Origin of the sequence: Lentzea sp. NBC_00516 (assembly GCF_036346835.1) — a bacterium.
Lineage (GTDB): Bacteria > Actinomycetota > Actinomycetes > Mycobacteriales > Pseudonocardiaceae > Lentzea > Lentzea sokolovensis.
The window spans coordinates 1,223,644-1,241,316 of record NZ_CP107840.1; the positions used below are offsets into that span (position 1 = coordinate 1,223,644).

Here is a 17,673-nt window from a genome sequence, read left to right on the forward strand (position 1 = left end):
ATGCCTTTCGGCCAGTCCTCCCGGCAGCCTTCGGCAGATGCCGGTCGGTGGTGGTGATCGACAGGCTGACCGCATGAGAACCAGGTACAAGGCCGTCGTCGCGGCGGTGGGGCTGACCGCGGCACTGGCCGTCCCCGCCGCGGCCGAGCCCGTCGCACTGGCATTGCCGAAACCGGCCGGGCCGTTTCCCGTGGGCACCACCGAACTGCACCTCGTCGACCACTCCCGCACCGACCCGTGGGCGCCCGGCCGGTCACGGGAGCTGATGATCTCCCTGTGGTACCCGGCGATGCCCGCGCTCAAGGCCCCGTCCCGCCACCTCAGCGCGGGGATCGCGGCGTTCTACGACCAGACCTCCGGTCCCTCGGTCGGGCTCGACCCCGGCGTCGCCGACTTCGCGGGCACCCGGACCCACGCGAAGACCGCCGCGCACGCACTTCCCGGCCGCCGCCCCGTGATCCTCTACTCGCCGGGACGCGGCCAGTCCCGTTCGTTCGGCACGACGCTGGTCGAGGACCTCGCCAGTCGCGGCTACGTCGTCGTCACGATCGACCACACCTTCGCCGGTCCCGTCGAGTTCCCCGACCGCGTGGAACTCCCCGTGAGCCGCGCGGACACGGCGCTGATGATGCGGGAACGGGTGCGCGACACCGGCTTCGTGCTGGACCGGCTCGGCTCCACCGCCCTCGCCTCCTCGATGGACCTGTCGAGGATCGGCATGGTCGGCCATTCGATGGGTGGGTTCACCGCCGCCGAGGCCATGCTCACCGACCCGCGCATCGACGCGGGCGCCAACCTCGACGGCAGCCTGGACCCGAACTCGGGCCAGTCGAGCGCGCGGGGCGCTGACCGCCCGTTCCTGCTCATGGGCGGGGGAACCAGCGGCTCGGACAAGCACCCGCACGACCACTTGCACGCACCGGACTGGGCGTCGTTCTGGGCGAACTCGACAGGCTGGAAGCGAGACGTCTACCTGCCGGAGGCGGAACACGCGAGCTTCACCGACGCCCAGGTGCTGCTGCCGCAGATCGACCGGAAGCACCCGCTGCCCGCGGACAGGCTCGCGGCGGCGATCGGCACCGTGGACGCGCGCCGGAGCCTGACCGCCCAGCGCGACTACCTCGCCGCGTTCTTCGGCCTGCACCTGCGCGGACAGTCCACGACCCTGTTCGACGGCGACTCGCCCAACCACCCGGACGCGAGGCTCGTTCCGTGACCGCGTTCCTCGACTGGCTCGCGCAGCTGCCGCCGGCCTGGGTGGTCGTCGCCGCCGGACTGCTCGTGTTCGGCGAGTGCACGCTCGGCCTGGGGTTTATCGCTCCCGGCGAGACCGGCCTGTTCGTGCTCGGCACGACCGCCACCAGCCCGCCCGCGTTCGTGCTGATGTGGCTGGTGACCACGGCGTGCGCGGTCGGAGGCGACTCGGTCGGGTTCCTGATCGGCAGGCGGTACGGCGCCCGGCTGCGCGAGACGCGGATCGTGCGGAGGCACGGTGCGCGGCATTGGGACCGTGCCACCGACTTCCTGCGCCGACGGGGAGCGGTCGCGGTGCTGATCGCGATCTTCCTCCCGGTGCTGCGCACCCTGCTGCCCGCCGCTGCCGGAGCGGCCGGGCTGCCGTATCGGACGTTCCTGCCCGCCGTTCTCGTCGGTGCCACGGGCTGGTGCGCGTTGCACATCGGCCTCGGCGCGGCGGCGGGGGAGACCGCCCGGCGGATCGAGAAACTCGTCGGCACGGGGAGCACGATCGCGGCCGTCGCCGTGGTTGTCGTAGTGGCGGTGGTGGTGCTGCGCAGGCGGTCAGGAATCGAGAAGCAACGGTCCCAGGGTGGCGCCTAGCGTTTCCGGCATGACCTCATTCGACGCGATCACCCTCGAAGTGGCCGACCTCGCGGCCGCCGAACGCTTCTACGCCAACGCTTTCGGGCTCGGCTCCCGGCTGCGCCTGCGCGAGAGCCAGGAACCGGCCACCGGCTTCCGCGGCTTCACCCTGTCCCTCACGGTGGCGCAGCCCGCCGACGTCGACGTCCTGATCGGCGGCGCGATCGACGCCGGCGCGACCGTGCTCAAGCCCGCCGCGAAGTCGATGTGGGGCTACGGCGGAGTCGTGCGGGCGCCGGACGGCACCATCTGGAAGGTCGCGACCTCGCAGAAGAAGAACACCGGCCCGGCCACCGGGCAGATCGAGGACGTCGTGCTCCTGCTCGGCGCCACCGACATCGTCGCCAGCAAGCAGTGCTACCTCGACCAGGGCTTCACCGTCGAGAAGAGCTTCGGCCGCATGTATGTCCAGTTCGCCTCGTCCGGTGCCGTGAAGCTGGGGCTGTACCGGCGGCGTGCCCTCGCGAAGGACGCGGGAGTGTCGCCGGAGGGCTCCGGCTCGCACCGGATCGTGATGAGCGGCCCCGGTCGGTTCGTCGATCCGGACGGGTTCGCGTGGGCGTCAGGGCAGACGGCCGGCCAGCTCGGCGCGTGAGCGGATGCCGAGCTTCGTGTAGACCTTGCGCAGGTGGTACTCGATGGTCTTGGGGCTCAGGAACAACGCGGCGGCGACCTCACGGGTGGTCTTGCCCTCCGCGAGCAGGAGTGACACCTGCAACTCCTGCGGGGTGAGGGTTTCGCCCGGCGCGCGACGTTTGATCGTCTCGCCCGTCGCGCCGAGTTCGACCGCGGCGAGATCCGCCCACCGGGCCGCGCGCAGGTTCTCGAACGTGTCCAGCGCGGCGTGCAGGTGCGGCCTGGCGTCGACTCGACGCCGGGCGCGGCGCAGGCGGGCACCGTAGGCGAGGCGGGTGCGCGCGGTCTCGAAGTCGTCCAAAGTCCTTTCGTGGAACCGCAAAGACGCCTCGAAGTGGGTGTCGAAGTCGGGACTGAGCACGCCGATCGTCCGTTCGGCCCGTCCCATGGCCCAAGGTTGGCCCTTCGCGGCGGCTTCGGCACGGTAGCGCCGGGCGACCTGCCAGGCGTCCTCGTGCCTGCCCAGCCGCACCAACGCGTCGGCGAGTTCGGGCGCGGGCGACAGGTCCGGGTCGGTGAGCTTGAGTTCGTCGAGGAGGGTCGCGAGCTCTTCCAGGTGTGTCAACGCCTTCTGCGGATCGCCGAGTCCCAGTTCCAGCTCTCCCAACGCGAACAGCGACCAGACGCGTCCGATGTGGATGTCCCGGGAGCGGCAGAGGGGCAGCGCCTCCGCGACGAGCACACGGCACCGCGCCTCGTCGCCCAGTCGTGCCCGCAGCCACGCCAGGCCCGCCAGGCACATCGCGAGATCGGTCTCCTGCCCGGTCTCCCGCGCCAGCCTGGTGGCCTCGTCGTAGGTGGCTTCGGCCCGCACCCACTGGTTGGTGGTCGCCTCGTCCCTCGCGACGTGGAACAGCAACGACGGCAGGGTTCCCACGGCCGCCTCCGTGCGTGCCCGTCCGACGATGCGCCTGAGTTCGGCGCCGGAGTCGGTGTCCCGCAGGAACAACGGCCCGATCATCAGCCACCACAGCCTGCGCCGGTCGTCTCGCCACTCGTCGGAGGCGGCGAGCAGGCCGGTGGCGGAACGGATCTGGTCGGCACCGCCCTGGTTGGCGAGAATCCGGGCCACTCCCGCCGCCATCCGGCCCAGCCCGAGTGCTCGCGGCGTCGTCACCTGCTCGAGCAACACCTCGATCTCGTGGGCCAGCGCGATCGCGGACGTGGTGTCGCCGAGGTAGAAGCAGGCGTTCACGGCGTCGGCCAGGAACACGACACCTTCGTCCGGGTCACCGGACTGACGGGCAGCGGTCCAGCAGAGGTCGCGAGCCTCGGTCAGCGAACCGGTGCGCGCCGCGATCGCTCCGCGCAGTTCCAACGCCCTCGGCCCGTTCGACCCGCCCTCGTCGAGCAGCGCGACGGCGCGCGGCGTGGTGCCGGCGAGCCACGCCGACTCCGCGGCCGTCACGCACAGCAGGGCGTGCCGTTCGACGTCCGGGCTCAGTCGCGCGGCCCGTTCGTACGCGGCGGCCGCGACGTCGTGCGCACCGCGTTCGTGGGCCCGCTCCGCCGCCCGTTCGAGAAGATCGGCGACGCCGGCGCCCGGTCCGACGGAAGCCTCGGCCAGGTGCCAGGCGTGCCGATCGGCGTCGTGCGGTCCGACGGCCTCGGCCACCGCACGGTGGATCGACCGGCGCCGCTGCGGATCGCAGTCCCCGTACACGGCGGAGCGGATCAGCGGATGACGGAACTCGACCCGGCCGTCGGTGATCCGGACCAGCCCGGCGCTCTCGGCCTCGGCCAGCGAACCGACCGTGACACCGAGCAACCGGCACGCGTTCGCGACCACTCGCAGGTCGTTGCCCGCCACCGCGGCGACGGTCACCGCCGCCCGCCCGTCCTCACCGAGCGACCGGGCCTGCGCCGCGAACTCGTGGGCCAGCGCCGCCGACACCGGCAGCGGAGCCTCGGGAGACACGTGCTCCAACCGGTGCGCGGCCAGTTCGATCAACGCCAGCGGGTTCCCGGCCGTCGCGCGATGCAGCCGCGCGATCAACTCGGGCGACAGGGCTGTGCCGGAACGGCTCGACACCAGCTCACCGGCGGCCGCGAGATCGATGCCGGACAACGGCAGCGCGGGCAGTCCGGGATCAGGGGAGCGAGTGGTGGCCAGCAGCACGATCGGGTCGGCCACGAGCCTGCGCGCCGCGAACGCCAGCGCGTCCGCCGACGGCCGGTCGACCAGGTGCAGGTCGTCCAGCAGCACCGCGACCGGCCGTTCCTCGGCGAACCGGCACAGCAGGCTCAGCGTGGCGGCTCCGACGGCGAACCGGTCGATCGCGGGCCCGGGACTCAGCGCGAGCGCGACGGACAACGCCTGCGCCTGCGGGGCCGGGATCTCGTCGAGACGGTCGAGTGCGGGCCTCAACACCTGGTGCAGGGCACCGAACGGAATCTCCCGTTCCGGCTCGCTCCCCGCAGCCTGCAGGACGGTCATGCCCGTGGCGCACTCGGCGGCGAACCGCAGCAACGCGGTCTTGCCGACACCGGGCTCGCCGGTGATCGCCAGAACGCCGCCGTGCCCGAGCCGGGCGCTCGCGACGAGCCGCTCGACCTGTCGACGCTCGGACTCGCGTCCCATCAGCACACGGGGGAGTGTAAGCAGACCTGGGTGACTAGGTGGGGCACCTGATGCGACCGTCCCGTTGGCGCTCATAGGTTCCGACCCTCACCGGAGGGAAGAGCAGATGACGACCACAAGACCCGAGGTAGACACCGACAAGCTCATGCAGTTCGTGTTCCGCGCCGTCGACGAGGTGGGCGCCACGCTGAACGCCGCGCTCGTCGTCATGGGCGACAAGCTCGGCTACTACCGCGCGATGGCGTCCGGCGACCCGATCAGCCCCGCCGAACTCGCCGACCGCACCGGCACCGCCGAGCCCTACGCGCGGGAGTGGCTCAACGCCCAGGCGGCGGGCAGCTACGTCACCTACGACCCCGCTACCAGCCGATACACGCTGCCGATCGAGCACGCGGTGGCGTTGACGGTCGAGGACAGCCCCGCGTTCCTGCCCGGCATGTTCCAGATCGCGCTGGGCACCGTGCACGACGCCGGACGGGTGCTGGACGCGGCCCGCGGTGGCTCCGGTGTCGGCTGGCACGAGCACAACACCGACGTGCACCTCGGCTGCGAGCGGTTCTTCCGGCCGAACTACGCGGCGAACCTCATCGAGGGCTGGCTGCCCGCGCTCGACGGCGTGACCGCCAAACTCCAGGCAGGCGCGAGGGTCGCCGACGTCGGCTGCGGCCACGGCGCATCAACGATCCTGATGGCACAGGCGTTCCCGAAGTCGTTCTTCACCGGGTCGGACTACCACCCCGAGTCGATCGAGATCGCCCGCGAACGGGCGGAGGCCGCCGGAGTCGGCGACCGGGTGACGTTCGAGGTCGCCTCCGCGAAGGAGTTCAGCGGCAGGGACTACGACCTCGTGACCATGTTCGACTGCCTGCACGACATGGGCGACCCGGTCGGGGCGGCACGGCACGTCAGGGACGCGGTGGCGTCCGACGGCACGTGGATGATCGTCGAACCGATGGCGGGCGACCACGTCGAGGACAACCTCAACCCCGTCGGCCGCACCTACTACGGCTTCTCCACGCTGCTGTGCACGCCGGCCTCGCTGTCGCAGGACGTCGGTCTCGCGCTCGGCACCCAGGCCGGGCCCGCGCGCATCCGCGACGTGGCGGTGGCCGGTGGGTTCACCCGTTTCGCCGGAGTGGCCCAGACCCCGTTCAACCAGGTCCTCGAAGTCCGGCCGTGAGAGCCGAGCCGCGCCCGGTGCGCGAGGCAGACCGGACGGGGTTCGCCGAGCGCGCCGGGGTGCGGCTCGCGTTCCGGGTCTACGACAACCCCGGCAGGCCGACGGTGCTGATGATGCCGACGTGGTCGATCGTGCCGTCGAGGTTCTGGAAGGCGCAGGTCCCTTACCTGGCAAGGCACTTCCGGGTGGTCACCTTCGACGGACGCGGGTGCGGCGACTCGGACCGCCCGACCGGCGGAGAGTCCTATGTGGACGCCGAGTACGCCGCGGACGCGATCGCCGTCCTGGACGCGACGGACACCGAACGAGCCGTGCTCGTCGCGTTGTCGCGCGGGGACGCCTGGTCGGTGCTCGCGGCCGCGCACCATCCCGACCGGGTCACCGGCATGGTCGTGATCGGCCCGGCCAGCGGCTCGCTCATCGGTGCGCAGGCGCAGGAGAAAGCTGCCTGGGAATCGACCGAGGACGGCATCAAGTACAACCGGCACCACTGGCTGAACGGCGGCTACGACGACTTCGCCGTCTGGTTCTTCGCGCGGATGTTCCCCGAACCCCACTCCACCAAGCAGATCGAGGACGCCGTGCGGTGGGCGCACGAGGTCGAGCCCGCCACGCTGGTCGACACGACCACGGGCCGCAACAGTTCCGGTTCCATCGAGGACGACTGCCGCAAGGTCCGGTGCCCGGTGCTGGTGATCCACGGAACCGACGACCGCGTCCGCCCGCACGCCATCGGGGAACGTCTCGCGGAGTTGACCGGCGGTTCGCTGGTGCTGCTCGACGACTCCGGGCACGGCGTGCACGCCCGCGATCCGGTGCGGATCAACCTGCTGATCAGGGAGTTCGTCGAGCGCGTGCACCCCGTGGCTCGGCGCACCAGGTCGTCCAGGGCGATCACCAGGCCGCCGCGAGCGCTGTACCTGAGTTCGCCGATCGGCCTCGGGCACGCCCGGCGCGACCTCGCCATAGCGTCCGAGCTGCGCAAACTGCACCCGCGCCTGCAGATCGACTGGCTCGCGCAACATCCGGTCACCGAGGTGCTCGGACCGGCGGGGGAGCGGATCCACCCGGCGTCCGCGTGGCTGGCGAACGAGTCGTCCCACGTCGAGGACGACGCCGGCGAGCACGACCTGCACGTGTTCGAGGCGTTCCGGCGGCTGGACGCGGTGCTGGTGAACAACTTCATGGTGTTCAACGACGTCCTCGACGCCGAACCGTACGACATGGTGATCGGCGACGAGGCGTGGGACGTCGACTACTTCCTGCACGAGAACCCCGCCCTGAAGCGGTTCTCGTTCGCCTGGCTGACGGACTTCGTCGGCTGGCTCCCGATGCCCGACGGTGGCGCCCGAGAACAACGCCTGACCGCCGACTACAACCTCGACATGATCGAGCAACGAGCCCGCCTGCGCCGCGTGCGCGACCGTTCGGTGTTCGTCGGCAACCCGGACGACGTGATCTCCCTGCCGTTCGGCGAGGGCCTGCCCGCGATTCGCGAGTGGACGGAGCAGAACTTCGACTTCTCCGGCTACGTCACGGGATTCGACCCGCCGGGCGAACGCGAGCGCGACGCGTTGCGCCGGCAGATCGGCGTCCGCGAGGGCGAGAAGCTGTGCGTGGTCACGGTAGGCGGCTCCGGGGTGGGGGAGTCGCTGCTGCGGCGAGTGCTGGACGCCGTGCCCGCCGCGGCGAAACGGGTGCCAGGACTGAAGTTCCTCGTCGTCACCGGACCCCGCATCGATCCGGCCTCGCTGCCGGGCCACCCCGGCGTCGAGATCCGCGGCTACCTCCCGGACCTGCCCCGGCATCTCGCCGCGTGCGACCTGGCGGTGGTGCAGGGCGGCCTGACCACGTGCATGGAACTGACCGCCGCCCGGCGCCCGTTCCTCTTCGTCCCGCTGCGCCACCACTTCGAGCAGAACTTCCACGTGCGGCACCGGCTCGAACGCTACGGAGCGGGCCGGTGCATGACCTACGAGGAGGTCTCCGACCGCGAGGTGCTGGCCGCCGCCATCGCCGAGGAGATCGGCCGCGAGACCGCCTACCGCCCGGTCGAGTCGGACGGCGCGGCCCGGGCCGCCGCCCTGCTCGCCGAGCTGCTCTGAGAAGTCAGCCCTGCGAACGGTCGTCGGCGGCCGCGGTCTGGGTGAGCACGGCGACCGTCTGTTCCAGCCCGCGCTGCACCTCGTCGCCCTGTGCCTCCCGCACGCTGTGCAGGCTCACCGTGATCCGCGACCGCCCCGGCGCGACCTCCTCGATCTGGAGTTCGCCGTGGTAGTCGTCGGGACCCTCGGCGCCCCACTCGAGGGTCCGCCGTCCGGCGTCCGGCCGCACCCACGCCTCGCCCTCGACGTGGTGGCCGTGCACCTCGGCCTCCACGTGCACCTGCTCACCGCCCTCGGGCTCGGCCGCGGTCATCTGCGGGAAGTACCGGGGCAGGTTGCGCGGCTCGGCCAGGAAACCGAACAGCGTGTCGGCCGGGATGTCGGCCTCAGCTGTGTGCGTGTACGTCGTCATGGGGCTCGGGGTACCCGGTCTTCCGTTCCGCGAACACGTCCACCGTCCTGGCCGCGTGCTCGTGCCATCCGCGCTGGTCACGCCGGAACACCGGGACGACGAACGCGCCGCCGACGAACAACGCCACGACGATCAGGTCCCACCAGCCGATGTCGATCAGCGGGGACACGACCGTCGCGTACGCCATGAAACCGGTGAGGCCGAGCAGTTCGCGCAGCGCGAGCTGGGCCGGGTTGGCGCGCGACCCGTCCTGGGAGCGGATCCGGTAGTGCAGCAGGATTCCGCCGATCGTCATCCCGTTCGCCGCGGCCGGCAGCACCACGCGGAACGCCACGAGCACGCAGACGGCCCACAACGGGTCCGAGTGCAGCACGAGCTTCGCGATCACGATCACCAGCACGAGCTCGGAGAGCAGTCCGAGAAGCCTGCGCGGCACGGTGACGGTGTTGGACGGCGCGGCCGACTCGTCCGACGACGGCACCCTCGGCACCACGAACGCGGCCGGCGCCATCATCCACCCCAGCAGGCCGCCGAAGGTGTTGGAGATCAGGTCGTCGACGTCGGCGATTCGGTACGGGCACGGGTAGAAGCCGAGGTTGCCGGTGTACTGCACGACCTCGATGGCCAGCGACAGCCCGATGCTGATGGCGATCACGGCGAGCGGCCCCTTGCCGTACGCCTTGCGCAGCACGATACCCAGCGGGACGAACAGCGCCACGTTGAACAGCTGCTGCAGGAACGCCTGCGACCGCACCATCGCCAGGATGCCGGAACGCCCGTTCGCCGCCATGTTGTTGTTCATGTCGGTCACCCACTGGAACGGGACCGTGGACAGCATCTGGTCGCCCGTGCACAGCTTCGCCACGTCGGACGGGAACGGCAGGAAGATCAGCGCCAGCGCGACGAGTCCGTAGGCCAGCAGGCCGTACAGCACGAAGGCCCTGCGCGGCTCCACCCGCCGGAACCGGAAGTAGTGCAGCAACACCAGCGGAACGAGCACCATCAACCCGATGCCCACGAACGCCAGGAAACCGGTCCGGGCGGTCTCCCAGTACGACGCCATCATGAGCCGTCCAATGCCCACGAACGGCTGTGGTCAAACCAAGATTCGCGAAGTTGCGGCGAACGGCCGCGATCAGCCGTGCTTCGCGAGGTACACGGTGTTCGTCGAGTCGCGGCCCTGAATCGGGTTGGGGAAGCTGACGACCTCGGCCCGCACGTCGGAGAAGACCGTCGAGAGAGTGGCGGTGTACTCGTCCTCGGGCGGGTCGTTGGACCACAGCGCGAACACCCCGCCAGGACTGAGCAGGTCGCTGATCCGCCGCACGCCTTCAGGTTCGTAGAAGTCCGCGTTGGACGGGTGCAGCAGGTGCCGCGGCGAGTGGTCGATGTCGACGACGATGGCGTCGAACAGCCTGCCCGGCCCCGTGGGGTCGAAGCCCTGCCCGGACCGGGTCAGCTCGAAGAAGTCACCGTGGACGAGCCGGCAACGTTCGTCGGCCGCCAGCGTCTTCCCTGCGGGGATGAGGCCCTGCTGATGCCATTCGATCACCTCGTTGAGGGCGTCGACGACCAGCAGCGAACCGACCCGCGGGTCTTCGAGCACCGTCTGCGCCGTGTAACCGAGTCCGAGGCCGCCCACGACCACGTTGAGGTCGTCCCCTGGCAGTTCCGCGAGTGCGAGGTGAGCCAGTTCGACCTCGGCGACGACGAAGAGGCTGGACATCAGGAACTCGTCGTTGAGCTTGATCTCGTGGATCTCCCTGCCGCTGCCGGGATCGAGCCGGCGGCGGAGGGTGAGCTCGCCGAGCGGGGTCTGGCGGTAGTCGAGTTCCTGGAACCGAGCACTCATGCGACGGCACGGTACCCCGTGGACCAGGACCCGATCGGGTGAGTGCCGCTCGTCGTCGGGGCGTTACTCGAAGGAGCAGCCGGGGTTCGGCGTGCTGACCGCCAACGGGTCACCTGCGGGGTTCTCGTAGAACACGGTCAGCACCAGCGGGGCGTCCGTGAGGTTTCGTCCGATGTGGACGTACCCGGTGCCGCTGCGCTCGCTGATGAACTGACCCGGCCGGTACACGCCGTCCACCGAGCAGTCGGCGTCGTGGTGGGTCAGCACGCCCTTGGTGACCACGCCGCGCACCGGTCCGGGGTGGTAGTGCCAGCCCGTGGCGCCACCCGGCGCGATGGTGATCTCCCTGATCACGTACTGGGTGTCGCCCACCGTCTGGTCGAAGATCGTGACGGCGCTGACCCCACGCCCCGGCGTCGCGCCCGCGACGGCCGGTGACGCGGCGGCCGCCAGACCGACGACGGCTGTGATCAGAGCGAGCCGGCTGATCGTCCGCATGTGCGTCTCCTCAGGGATGCGGTGGCGGCACCTGCTCCGCCAGCGTGATCGACTTTAGCCGGGCCTCGTCCGGCGAGAGGCGTGCCCGTGAGAGGATTCCGGCTTCCTGGCGGGAGAACAGATGCTCTTACCTGACATCCTTCTTGTTCACGGCGCGTGGCACGGTTCGTGGTGCTGGGAGCTCGTGATCGAGGAACTGCGGAGCCTCGGCCGCACCGCGCACACCGTCGACCTTCCCAGCTCGGGCTCGGCCGCCGGGTTGCACGAGGACGCGGAGGCGATCCGGCACGCGATCGCGGAGATCGACCGGCCGGTCGCGGTGGTAGGGCACTCCTACGGCGGGTTTCCGGTCACCGAGGCGACGGCGGGCTCGGCCTTCGTGACGCGGCTGGTCTACCTGGCGGCGTGGATGCTCGAAGCGGGCACGTCGATCAGTGAGGCGGCGGGCATGCCACCGTTCGAGACGGAGCTGGTCGCTCCGCCGGCCGACGCCCTCGCCGAGTTCTACGGCGACGTCGATCCCGAGGTGGCCGAGCGTGCCGTCGCGATGCTTCGGCCGCAGAGCGCCCGAGTCGCCACGGATCGGCTCAGGGCCGCCGGCTGGCTCACGATCCCGTCCACGTATCTGGTGTGCGACAACGACAAGACGATGCCGCCCGCGGTGCAGGAGGAGCTGGCCGCCCGCGCGTCGGTGGTGCATCACCTGCCGACGTCGCACTCGCCGTTCCTGTCCACGCCCGGCCCGCTCGCCGAGCTGCTGCACCAGGTCACGAAGGATCAGGCGCGCGTGCGCTCGTAGTGCCGCGCGACCCGGGCCCGGTTGCCGCACACGTTGGCGGCGCACCAGACCCGGCGCTTGTTCTCGGCCAGGAACACCATGGAGCAGGCCGGGTTGCCGCACGCGCGCAGCTTCTCCAGCTGAACGGGGTCGGCCAGCAGCCGGATCGCCTCTCCCGCGATCGCGGCCAGCGCCGGATGGCCGTTGTAGTCGTCGTGCCACCGGATCCCGGCCCGTGCCTCGCTGCCCCAGCCGTCGAGCCTCGGGCTGGTGGGCACCGCGGCGGCGACGGCGTTGAGATCCGCGATCAGCGCTGGATCCGGCGCGCGCCTGGTCAGGTGAGCGTCGAACAGGTCCTGGAGCACTGAACGCAGCCGGCGGGTCGCGCTCATCGCCGGTGGTGGCGCGGCGGGCAGCCGGTCCGCCTGCAGCGCCCACCACTTCGCGTGGTCGGCCTCGTCCGCGAGGAAGTCCCTGACCGGGTCGAGGCACAACGCCCGCGTGTCCACCAGGTCGAGCGCGACGAGCGGCTCGGCACCCATGGGGAAGCCCGCCGCCTGGAACTCGGACAGTGTCGTGGTCACGCCTCTCCTAATGGCTGAAGCAACGACTGAGACGTTAGCAGATTCTCGCCGGGGACGCTTGCGGCAGCGAACCTAACGTGTATACGGTCGTTCTATCCATTAGAACGAACCGAGGAGAACGACATGCCCGCGATCCGCCACCACCACGTCGAGGTCGACGGCCTGAAGGTGTTCGTCCGCGAGGCCGGCGACGCGAGCAGGCCCACCCTGGTCCTGCTGCCCGGCTACCCGTCGAGCACTCGCGCCTACGTGCGGCTGATCGACCGCCTCGCCGCCGACTGGCACACCGTCGCGATCGACTACCCCGGCTTCGGTTCGTCCGACCCGCTGCCGGAGAGCCCGACGTTCGACGGGCTGGCCGAGGTGACCGGCAAGGTCATCGACCTGCTCGGCATCGGCGACTACGCGGTCTACATGTTCGACTTCGGCGCCCCGGTGGGCTTCCGGATCGCGCTGGAGCACGACCAGCGCGTGAAGGCCGTCATCACGCAGAACGGCAACGCCTACGTCGAGGGGTTCGGCCCCGACGTCGAAGGGTTGAACGGCTGGTGGAGCGACAAGGCCAAGCACCAGGACACCGTCGACTGGGTCGTCAGCCTCGCGGGCACGCGGCACCAGTGGCTCACGGGCGCGAAGAACCCCGAGCACATCGACCCGGAGCAGGCGCTGGCCGACCAGGCCGTCATCGACCTGCCGGGCCGCGCCGAGTACATGAAGTCCCTGCTGTGGGACTACCAGACCAACCCCGTCCGCTACCCGTCCTGGCAGGCGTGGCTGCGCGAACGGCAGCCGAATGTTCTCGCCATCTGGGGCCGCAACGACACGTTCTTCATCGCTCCCGGCGCCGAGGCCTACCGCCGCGACGTGCCCTCCGCCGAGGTCGTGCTGCTCGACACCGGTCACTTCGCGCTGGAGGAGGCGGCCGACGAGATCGCCGCGCACGTGAACACGGTGCTGGCGAAGACTTTCGCCTGACCTGACGCTGCCCACAGCCGCTGACCTCGCGATTCCAGAAAGCCTGCAAGGACTCCACAGCATCGGCTCTCCATCGTGGTGGCACGGCAACCTGCCGTGAACGAGGAGGGGACATGTTCAAGAAGATCACCGCGGCTCTCGCCGTGGCGGGGGCGGTTCTGCTGGGCCTGGCGGCGCCGGCGTCGGCGGGCATCGAGGCGAACCCGGACTGCCAGAACGACAACGGCTTCCAGACCGTCGTGACCACCGGGCCGATCAAGTCCATCTCGACCGGCGACCGCATCGGCACGATCTACCTCTGCCGCGAGGGCAGCCTGTACTTCGCGTTCGCGCTGTACGAGCAGACCTTCGTCACGAATCAGACGGCGCAGGTCTGGCTCCAGCGCTTCGACAACGGGAACTGGGTCGGCGAGGTCAACTGCGACACCGAGCCTGGCGGCAACCAGCACATCGAGAAGGGCCAGCGTCGCTGCTGGACCCCGAACCTGAACGGTGACGCCGCCAGGTACACGTTCCGCGCGCTGTCCGAGAAGTACATCGGCAACAACCTGATCGCCAACGGCGCGACGGCCACCCGGCGCTGATCCGAGCAATACTGCCCATTTGATTTTCATTGCTCAGGCACGGCTAAACGATTTTGGAGCGCTCTTGGAGCTTTCTTGGAGTGCGCGGGCAGACTCCTCGATGTCAGTTGCACATCGGAGGGAGGAGCACTCATGGAGAAGACCAAGGCCAAGATGAAGCGAATCACCATTCGCAAGGTGGGCCCGGTTCGCCTCACGGCGGCCGCCTGCTCGCAGTACAACGTCAAGCCGGTCTAAGGCGCGACGCGGATGCGCTGGGCTCCCGAGGCCCAGCGCATCCGGCCTGACGCCGGGGAGGAACGTCGTGACCGAGATCGATCTGGACCGGCCGGTGCCATTGCATTCGCTGGTGTTCCTGGAAGACGGCGACGAGGTGACGATCGGTCGCCCCGACGTCGACTCGTACGGCATCTTCCCCGGTGAGGGCGCCGCGCTCGTGCGCAGGCTGGTCGACGGTGACACCCCGCGCGAGGCCGCCCGATGGTTCGAGCGTGAATACGGGGAAGAAGTCGACATCGAGGACATCGTCGCCGGACTGGACGAACTCGAGCTCATTCGCAAATCCGGTGAAGTCGCCGCCGAGACGGCGCCGGTGCGTTTCAGTGGACTCGGCGCCGCGTTGTTCTCGCCGGTGGCCTGGTTCGGTTACGCGGGTGTGGCCGTCTGGGGATTGTTCGCGATGGTGTTCAACGCGGACCTGCGGCCGACTTATCACAACATCTTCTTCTCCGACTATTACATGGTCATCCAGGTCGGACTGTTCCTCGCCGCCATTCCCCTTCTTTTCCTGCACGAGTCCTTTCACGCGCTGGCGGGGCGCCGGCTCGGCGTTCGGTCAAGGCTGCGCATCGGGCGACGGCTCTACTTCATCGTGCTGGAGACCTCGCTCGACGGGCTCGTGGCGGTGCCGCGCCGGCAGCGCTACCTGCCGATCGTCGCAGGGCTGCTGGCCGACGTCCTCGGGATCGCCGCGTGCACCATCGCCGCCGATCTGACGCGGCACGCGGACGGCACGCTGTCGGGCCCCGGACGGTTCCTGCTGGCCGTCGCGTTCGCCGCGCTGCTCCGCGTCATCTGGCAGTTCTTCCTCTACCTGCGCACCGATGTCTACGTGCTCGTGAGCACGGTGCTCGGCTGCGTCGACCTGCACGGGGCCGCACTTCTGATGGTCCGCAACAGGTTCCGGCGGTTGTTCGGCAAGCAGGAGACGGACGAGTCGGCGCTGCACCCGGTCGACCGCAAGGTGGCTCGCTGGTACTCGTGGCTCGTCGTCGTCGGCTACACGGCCAGCCTCACCACGTTCGTGCTCGCCGGCGCCCCCGTGCTCTACCGGTTCGTCACCGGCGTCATCGGGCGGCTCACGGGGGACGGGGTGCCCACGGCCCAGTTGCTCGACTCGATCGTCTTCGGCGGCGTGGCGATCGCGCAGTGCGCAGTGCTCGGCTGGCTCATGGTCCGGGAACGCGTGCGGGCACGCCGGGACCGTCGTCTGCACCACGTCATTCACTGAAGGGACGCACCATGGACAGCCGCTACTGGATCCGCGCCGACCGGCGGCGCGACCGGGCACACGCCCTCGCCGCACTGGAACTGCCGCCGATCTGGGCGGTCCTCGACGCCCACCGGCGGCTGCGCGGACCGTACACGGCTGCGGGGTCGCTGCTGCGCCAGATCGCCGACGACCTGCTGGAACGGTGCCCGGAACTGGGGGAGCGGCACAACATCGAGCTCCTCACGACCACACCGGAACTCGCCGGCCGGGTGCCGAGTGCCTGGCACACGCTCGAATGGGCCGTGCAGGACAGCGAACGCACCCGCTACTACTCGCGGCTGCACACCCGCAACATCGCGAACGGCCTGGCGGAACTGCTGCGCGACTACCTCACCGCCCTGGGCGGCGGTCCGCGCACCCTCGTGATCGAGAACGCGCACGAGGCCGACGCGTCCGACCAGGAGTTCATCGCGGTCCTGTTGCGCCGCAGCGACATCCCGGACCTCACCGTGGTCGTGGGCACCAGCCGCGCACCGCTGGCAGACCCGCTCGGCGAGATCGACGTGTCGCTGGCGCAGACGATCGCCGCACACGCTCAGGTCGTCGAAGCAGAACCGGTCGCGGAGAAGTCTCTCGAAGGTGACCTGGCACGGACCTATGTGGACGGTGACGGCACCGCTGACGACCCACGCGTGCTCGCCGCCTACCTCGAACTGCCGGCTGATGCCCGTGCCGCGCTGCACGACGCCCGAGCCGAGAAGCTCGCGGCGTCCGGGGAGTTCTCGTTGCACCTCGGTGCGATCCCGTACCACCTGGAGCACGGCAGCGATCCGGCCGGAGCGGGCGCGAAGGCGTTGCGCGTCGCGTTGGACCACTGCCACAAGGTCGGGCTCTACCAGGCCGCGGCGGACCACGGCCTGCGCGGGCGGGCGGCCGCCGATCGGGAGACCGACCCCGACCTGTGGTGGCACCTCACGTTCCAGACCGGCATCGTGCTGGCGGCCGTCGGACGCGCCGCCGAGGCCGAGACGCTCTACGTCGAGGGACGTGCCGCCTCCACGGACGCGGCCATTCACCTCGAACTGGCCTACTCCACGGCGATGCTGCACGCGCGGCACTACTCGGAGGCCGAGCGCGACTACGTTCGGGCGCGGGCGTGGATGAACCTGGCGATCGCGATCGCCTCCCAGCTCACCGACCCGAAGAAGGAAGCCTTCCAGTCCGTCTTCACCCGCAACGGGTTGGCGCTGGTCGAGGTGCGCGAGCAGAAGCCAGAGGTGGCGCTCGCCCTGGTCAACGACGGAATGGCCAGGCTGGACCGCGACCTCGAACCGGACGAGCACGTGCTGCACCGCCTGGTGCTGCGCTACAACCGTGCCCAGGTCTACGGCGCGATGGGCCGCCTGGACGACGCGCTCGCCGACTACAGCTACGTCCTCGAGCGGGATCCGAACTTCCCCGAGCACCACTTCAACGTCGGCAACGTGCTGCGCCGGCTCGGCCGCGACGAGGAGGCGATCGAGGCCTACCGCGAGGCGCTGCGCCTCTCGCCGCCGTTCCCCGAGGCGTACTACAACATCGGCGACGCGCGGCTCGCGCTCGGCGACGTCGAGGGCGCGATGACCGACTTCGGCTATGTGATCGAACTGGACCCGCGGCACGTGGACGCCAGGATCAACCGCGCCGGGTACCTGCTCGCCGGTGGCGACGTCGAGGGGGCGTGGCGCGATGTCGCCGCCGCTCTGGAACTGGCGCCGAACAACGCACTCCTGTTGTGTCTCAAGGGCCAGTTGCTGGTCGAGCAGGACGAGTACACGGCGGCGTCCGAGGCGTTGGCAGAGGCGGTGCGGCGAAACGACCGGCTCGCGGAGGCGTGGGCGATCCGCGGCACGATCGCGGTGGCCTCCGGCGAACTCACCGACGCGATCAGCTATCTGAGCCGGGCCATCACGCTCGACGACAACCCGGAGTCCCGCTACAACCGCGCCGTCGCCTACGAGGAGTCCGGCGAGCTCGATGCCGCGATCCTCGACTACGACGCGGTGCTCGCGGTGACCGACGACGAGGACGCCCGGCAGCGCAGGGAACTCTGCGCCGCGGCGTCGGCCAGCTAGG

General features: G+C 70.2%; 16 protein-coding genes. 10 read left to right on the forward strand and 6 right to left on the reverse strand.

The genetic code is table 11. The features are described from left to right. The first annotated feature begins 73 nt into the window (after positions 1 to 73). The 3 genes from OG205_RS05330 to OG205_RS05340 are packed head-to-tail and all read left to right on the forward strand — an operon-like array spanning position 74 to position 2,476. Entirely contained in the window at positions 74 to 1,216 is a 1,143-nt protein-coding gene (locus OG205_RS05330) for an alpha/beta hydrolase family protein (RefSeq protein ID WP_330275114.1), read from the forward strand. After that, positions 1,213 to 1,839, forward strand: coding sequence for a DedA family protein (locus OG205_RS05335; RefSeq protein ID WP_330275115.1), 627 nt, complete (start codon positions 1,213 to 1,215; stop codon positions 1,837 to 1,839). Before OG205_RS05330 ends, OG205_RS05335 begins: the two co-directional genes overlap by 4 nt. Before the next feature lie 10 nt (positions 1,840 to 1,849). After that, positions 1,850 to 2,476: a glyoxalase gene (locus tag OG205_RS05340; RefSeq protein WP_330275116.1), complete on the forward strand. Its 627-nt coding sequence runs from the start codon at positions 1,850 to 1,852 to the stop codon at positions 2,474 to 2,476. Here OG205_RS05340 and OG205_RS05345 read toward each other — a convergent pair. After that, complete coding sequence (locus OG205_RS05345) at positions 2,444 to 5,098, reverse strand: helix-turn-helix transcriptional regulator (RefSeq protein WP_330278106.1); 2,655 nt, start codon at positions 5,096 to 5,098, stop codon at positions 2,444 to 2,446. The two genes, OG205_RS05340 and OG205_RS05345, sit on opposite strands and share 33 nt — an antisense overlap. Before the next feature lie 106 nt (positions 5,099 to 5,204). Here OG205_RS05345 and OG205_RS05350 point away from each other — a divergent pair, with 106 nt between their 5' ends. Next, on the forward strand, positions 5,205 to 6,278 hold the full coding sequence (locus tag OG205_RS05350) for a class I SAM-dependent methyltransferase (protein WP_330275117.1): 1,074 nt from the start codon (positions 5,205 to 5,207) through the stop codon (positions 6,276 to 6,278). Next, positions 6,275 to 8,383, forward strand: a complete 2,109-nt coding sequence (locus OG205_RS05355; protein WP_330275118.1) for an alpha/beta hydrolase — start codon at positions 6,275 to 6,277, stop codon at positions 8,381 to 8,383. Before OG205_RS05350 ends, OG205_RS05355 begins: the two co-directional genes overlap by 4 nt. Positions 8,384 to 8,387: 4 nt before the next feature. On the opposite strand, the gene OG205_RS05360 is transcribed toward OG205_RS05355, so the two are convergent. The 4 genes from OG205_RS05360 to OG205_RS05375 form a co-directional block, all read right to left on the reverse strand. Beyond that, on the reverse strand, positions 8,388 to 8,795 hold the full coding sequence (locus OG205_RS05360; RefSeq protein ID WP_330275119.1) for an SRPBCC family protein: 408 nt from the start codon (positions 8,793 to 8,795) through the stop codon (positions 8,388 to 8,390). Continuing rightward, positions 8,770 to 9,861, reverse strand: coding sequence for a VanZ family protein (locus OG205_RS05365; RefSeq protein WP_330275120.1), 1,092 nt, complete (start codon positions 9,859 to 9,861; stop codon positions 8,770 to 8,772). The genes OG205_RS05360 and OG205_RS05365 overlap by 26 nt, the downstream gene beginning before the upstream one ends. Positions 9,862 to 9,930: 69 nt before the next feature. Further along, positions 9,931 to 10,647: a spermidine synthase gene (locus OG205_RS05370; RefSeq protein ID WP_330275121.1), complete on the reverse strand. Its 717-nt coding sequence runs from the start codon at positions 10,645 to 10,647 to the stop codon at positions 9,931 to 9,933. A 63-nt stretch (positions 10,648 to 10,710) separates the two neighbouring features. Next, entirely contained in the window at positions 10,711 to 11,145 is a 435-nt protein-coding gene (locus tag OG205_RS05375; RefSeq protein WP_330275122.1) for a cupin domain-containing protein, read from the reverse strand. Between the two features lie 121 nt (positions 11,146 to 11,266). Here OG205_RS05375 and OG205_RS05380 point away from each other — a divergent pair, with 121 nt between their 5' ends. Then, the gene (locus OG205_RS05380; RefSeq protein WP_330275123.1) at positions 11,267 to 11,944 is read left to right on the forward strand and encodes an alpha/beta fold hydrolase; all 678 of its coding nucleotides are present in this window, start codon (positions 11,267 to 11,269) and stop codon (positions 11,942 to 11,944) included. Here OG205_RS05380 and OG205_RS05385 read toward each other — a convergent pair. Beyond that, entirely contained in the window at positions 11,923 to 12,507 is a 585-nt protein-coding gene (locus tag OG205_RS05385; RefSeq protein ID WP_330275124.1) for a CGNR zinc finger domain-containing protein, read from the reverse strand. The two genes, OG205_RS05380 and OG205_RS05385, sit on opposite strands and share 22 nt — an antisense overlap. Positions 12,508 to 12,630: 123 nt before the next feature. Here OG205_RS05385 and OG205_RS05390 point away from each other — a divergent pair, with 123 nt between their 5' ends. The 4 genes from OG205_RS05390 (at position 12,631) to OG205_RS05405 (ending at position 17,672) form a co-directional block, all read left to right on the forward strand. Then, positions 12,631 to 13,482, forward strand: coding sequence for an alpha/beta fold hydrolase (locus tag OG205_RS05390; RefSeq protein ID WP_330275125.1), 852 nt, complete (start codon positions 12,631 to 12,633; stop codon positions 13,480 to 13,482). 113 nt (positions 13,483 to 13,595) lie between these two features. Then, the gene (locus tag OG205_RS05395; RefSeq protein ID WP_330275126.1) at positions 13,596 to 14,066 is read left to right on the forward strand and encodes a hypothetical protein; all 471 of its coding nucleotides are present in this window, start codon (positions 13,596 to 13,598) and stop codon (positions 14,064 to 14,066) included. 304 nt (positions 14,067 to 14,370) lie between these two features. Beyond that, a complete protein-coding gene (locus OG205_RS05400; RefSeq protein ID WP_330275127.1) occupies positions 14,371 to 15,576 on the forward strand; it encodes a hypothetical protein in 1,206 nt (401 codons plus the stop codon). A gap of 11 nt (positions 15,577 to 15,587) precedes the next feature. Continuing rightward, positions 15,588 to 17,672, forward strand: coding sequence for a tetratricopeptide repeat protein (locus OG205_RS05405; RefSeq protein ID WP_330275128.1), 2,085 nt, complete (start codon positions 15,588 to 15,590; stop codon positions 17,670 to 17,672). Position 17,673 lies beyond the last annotated feature (1 nt).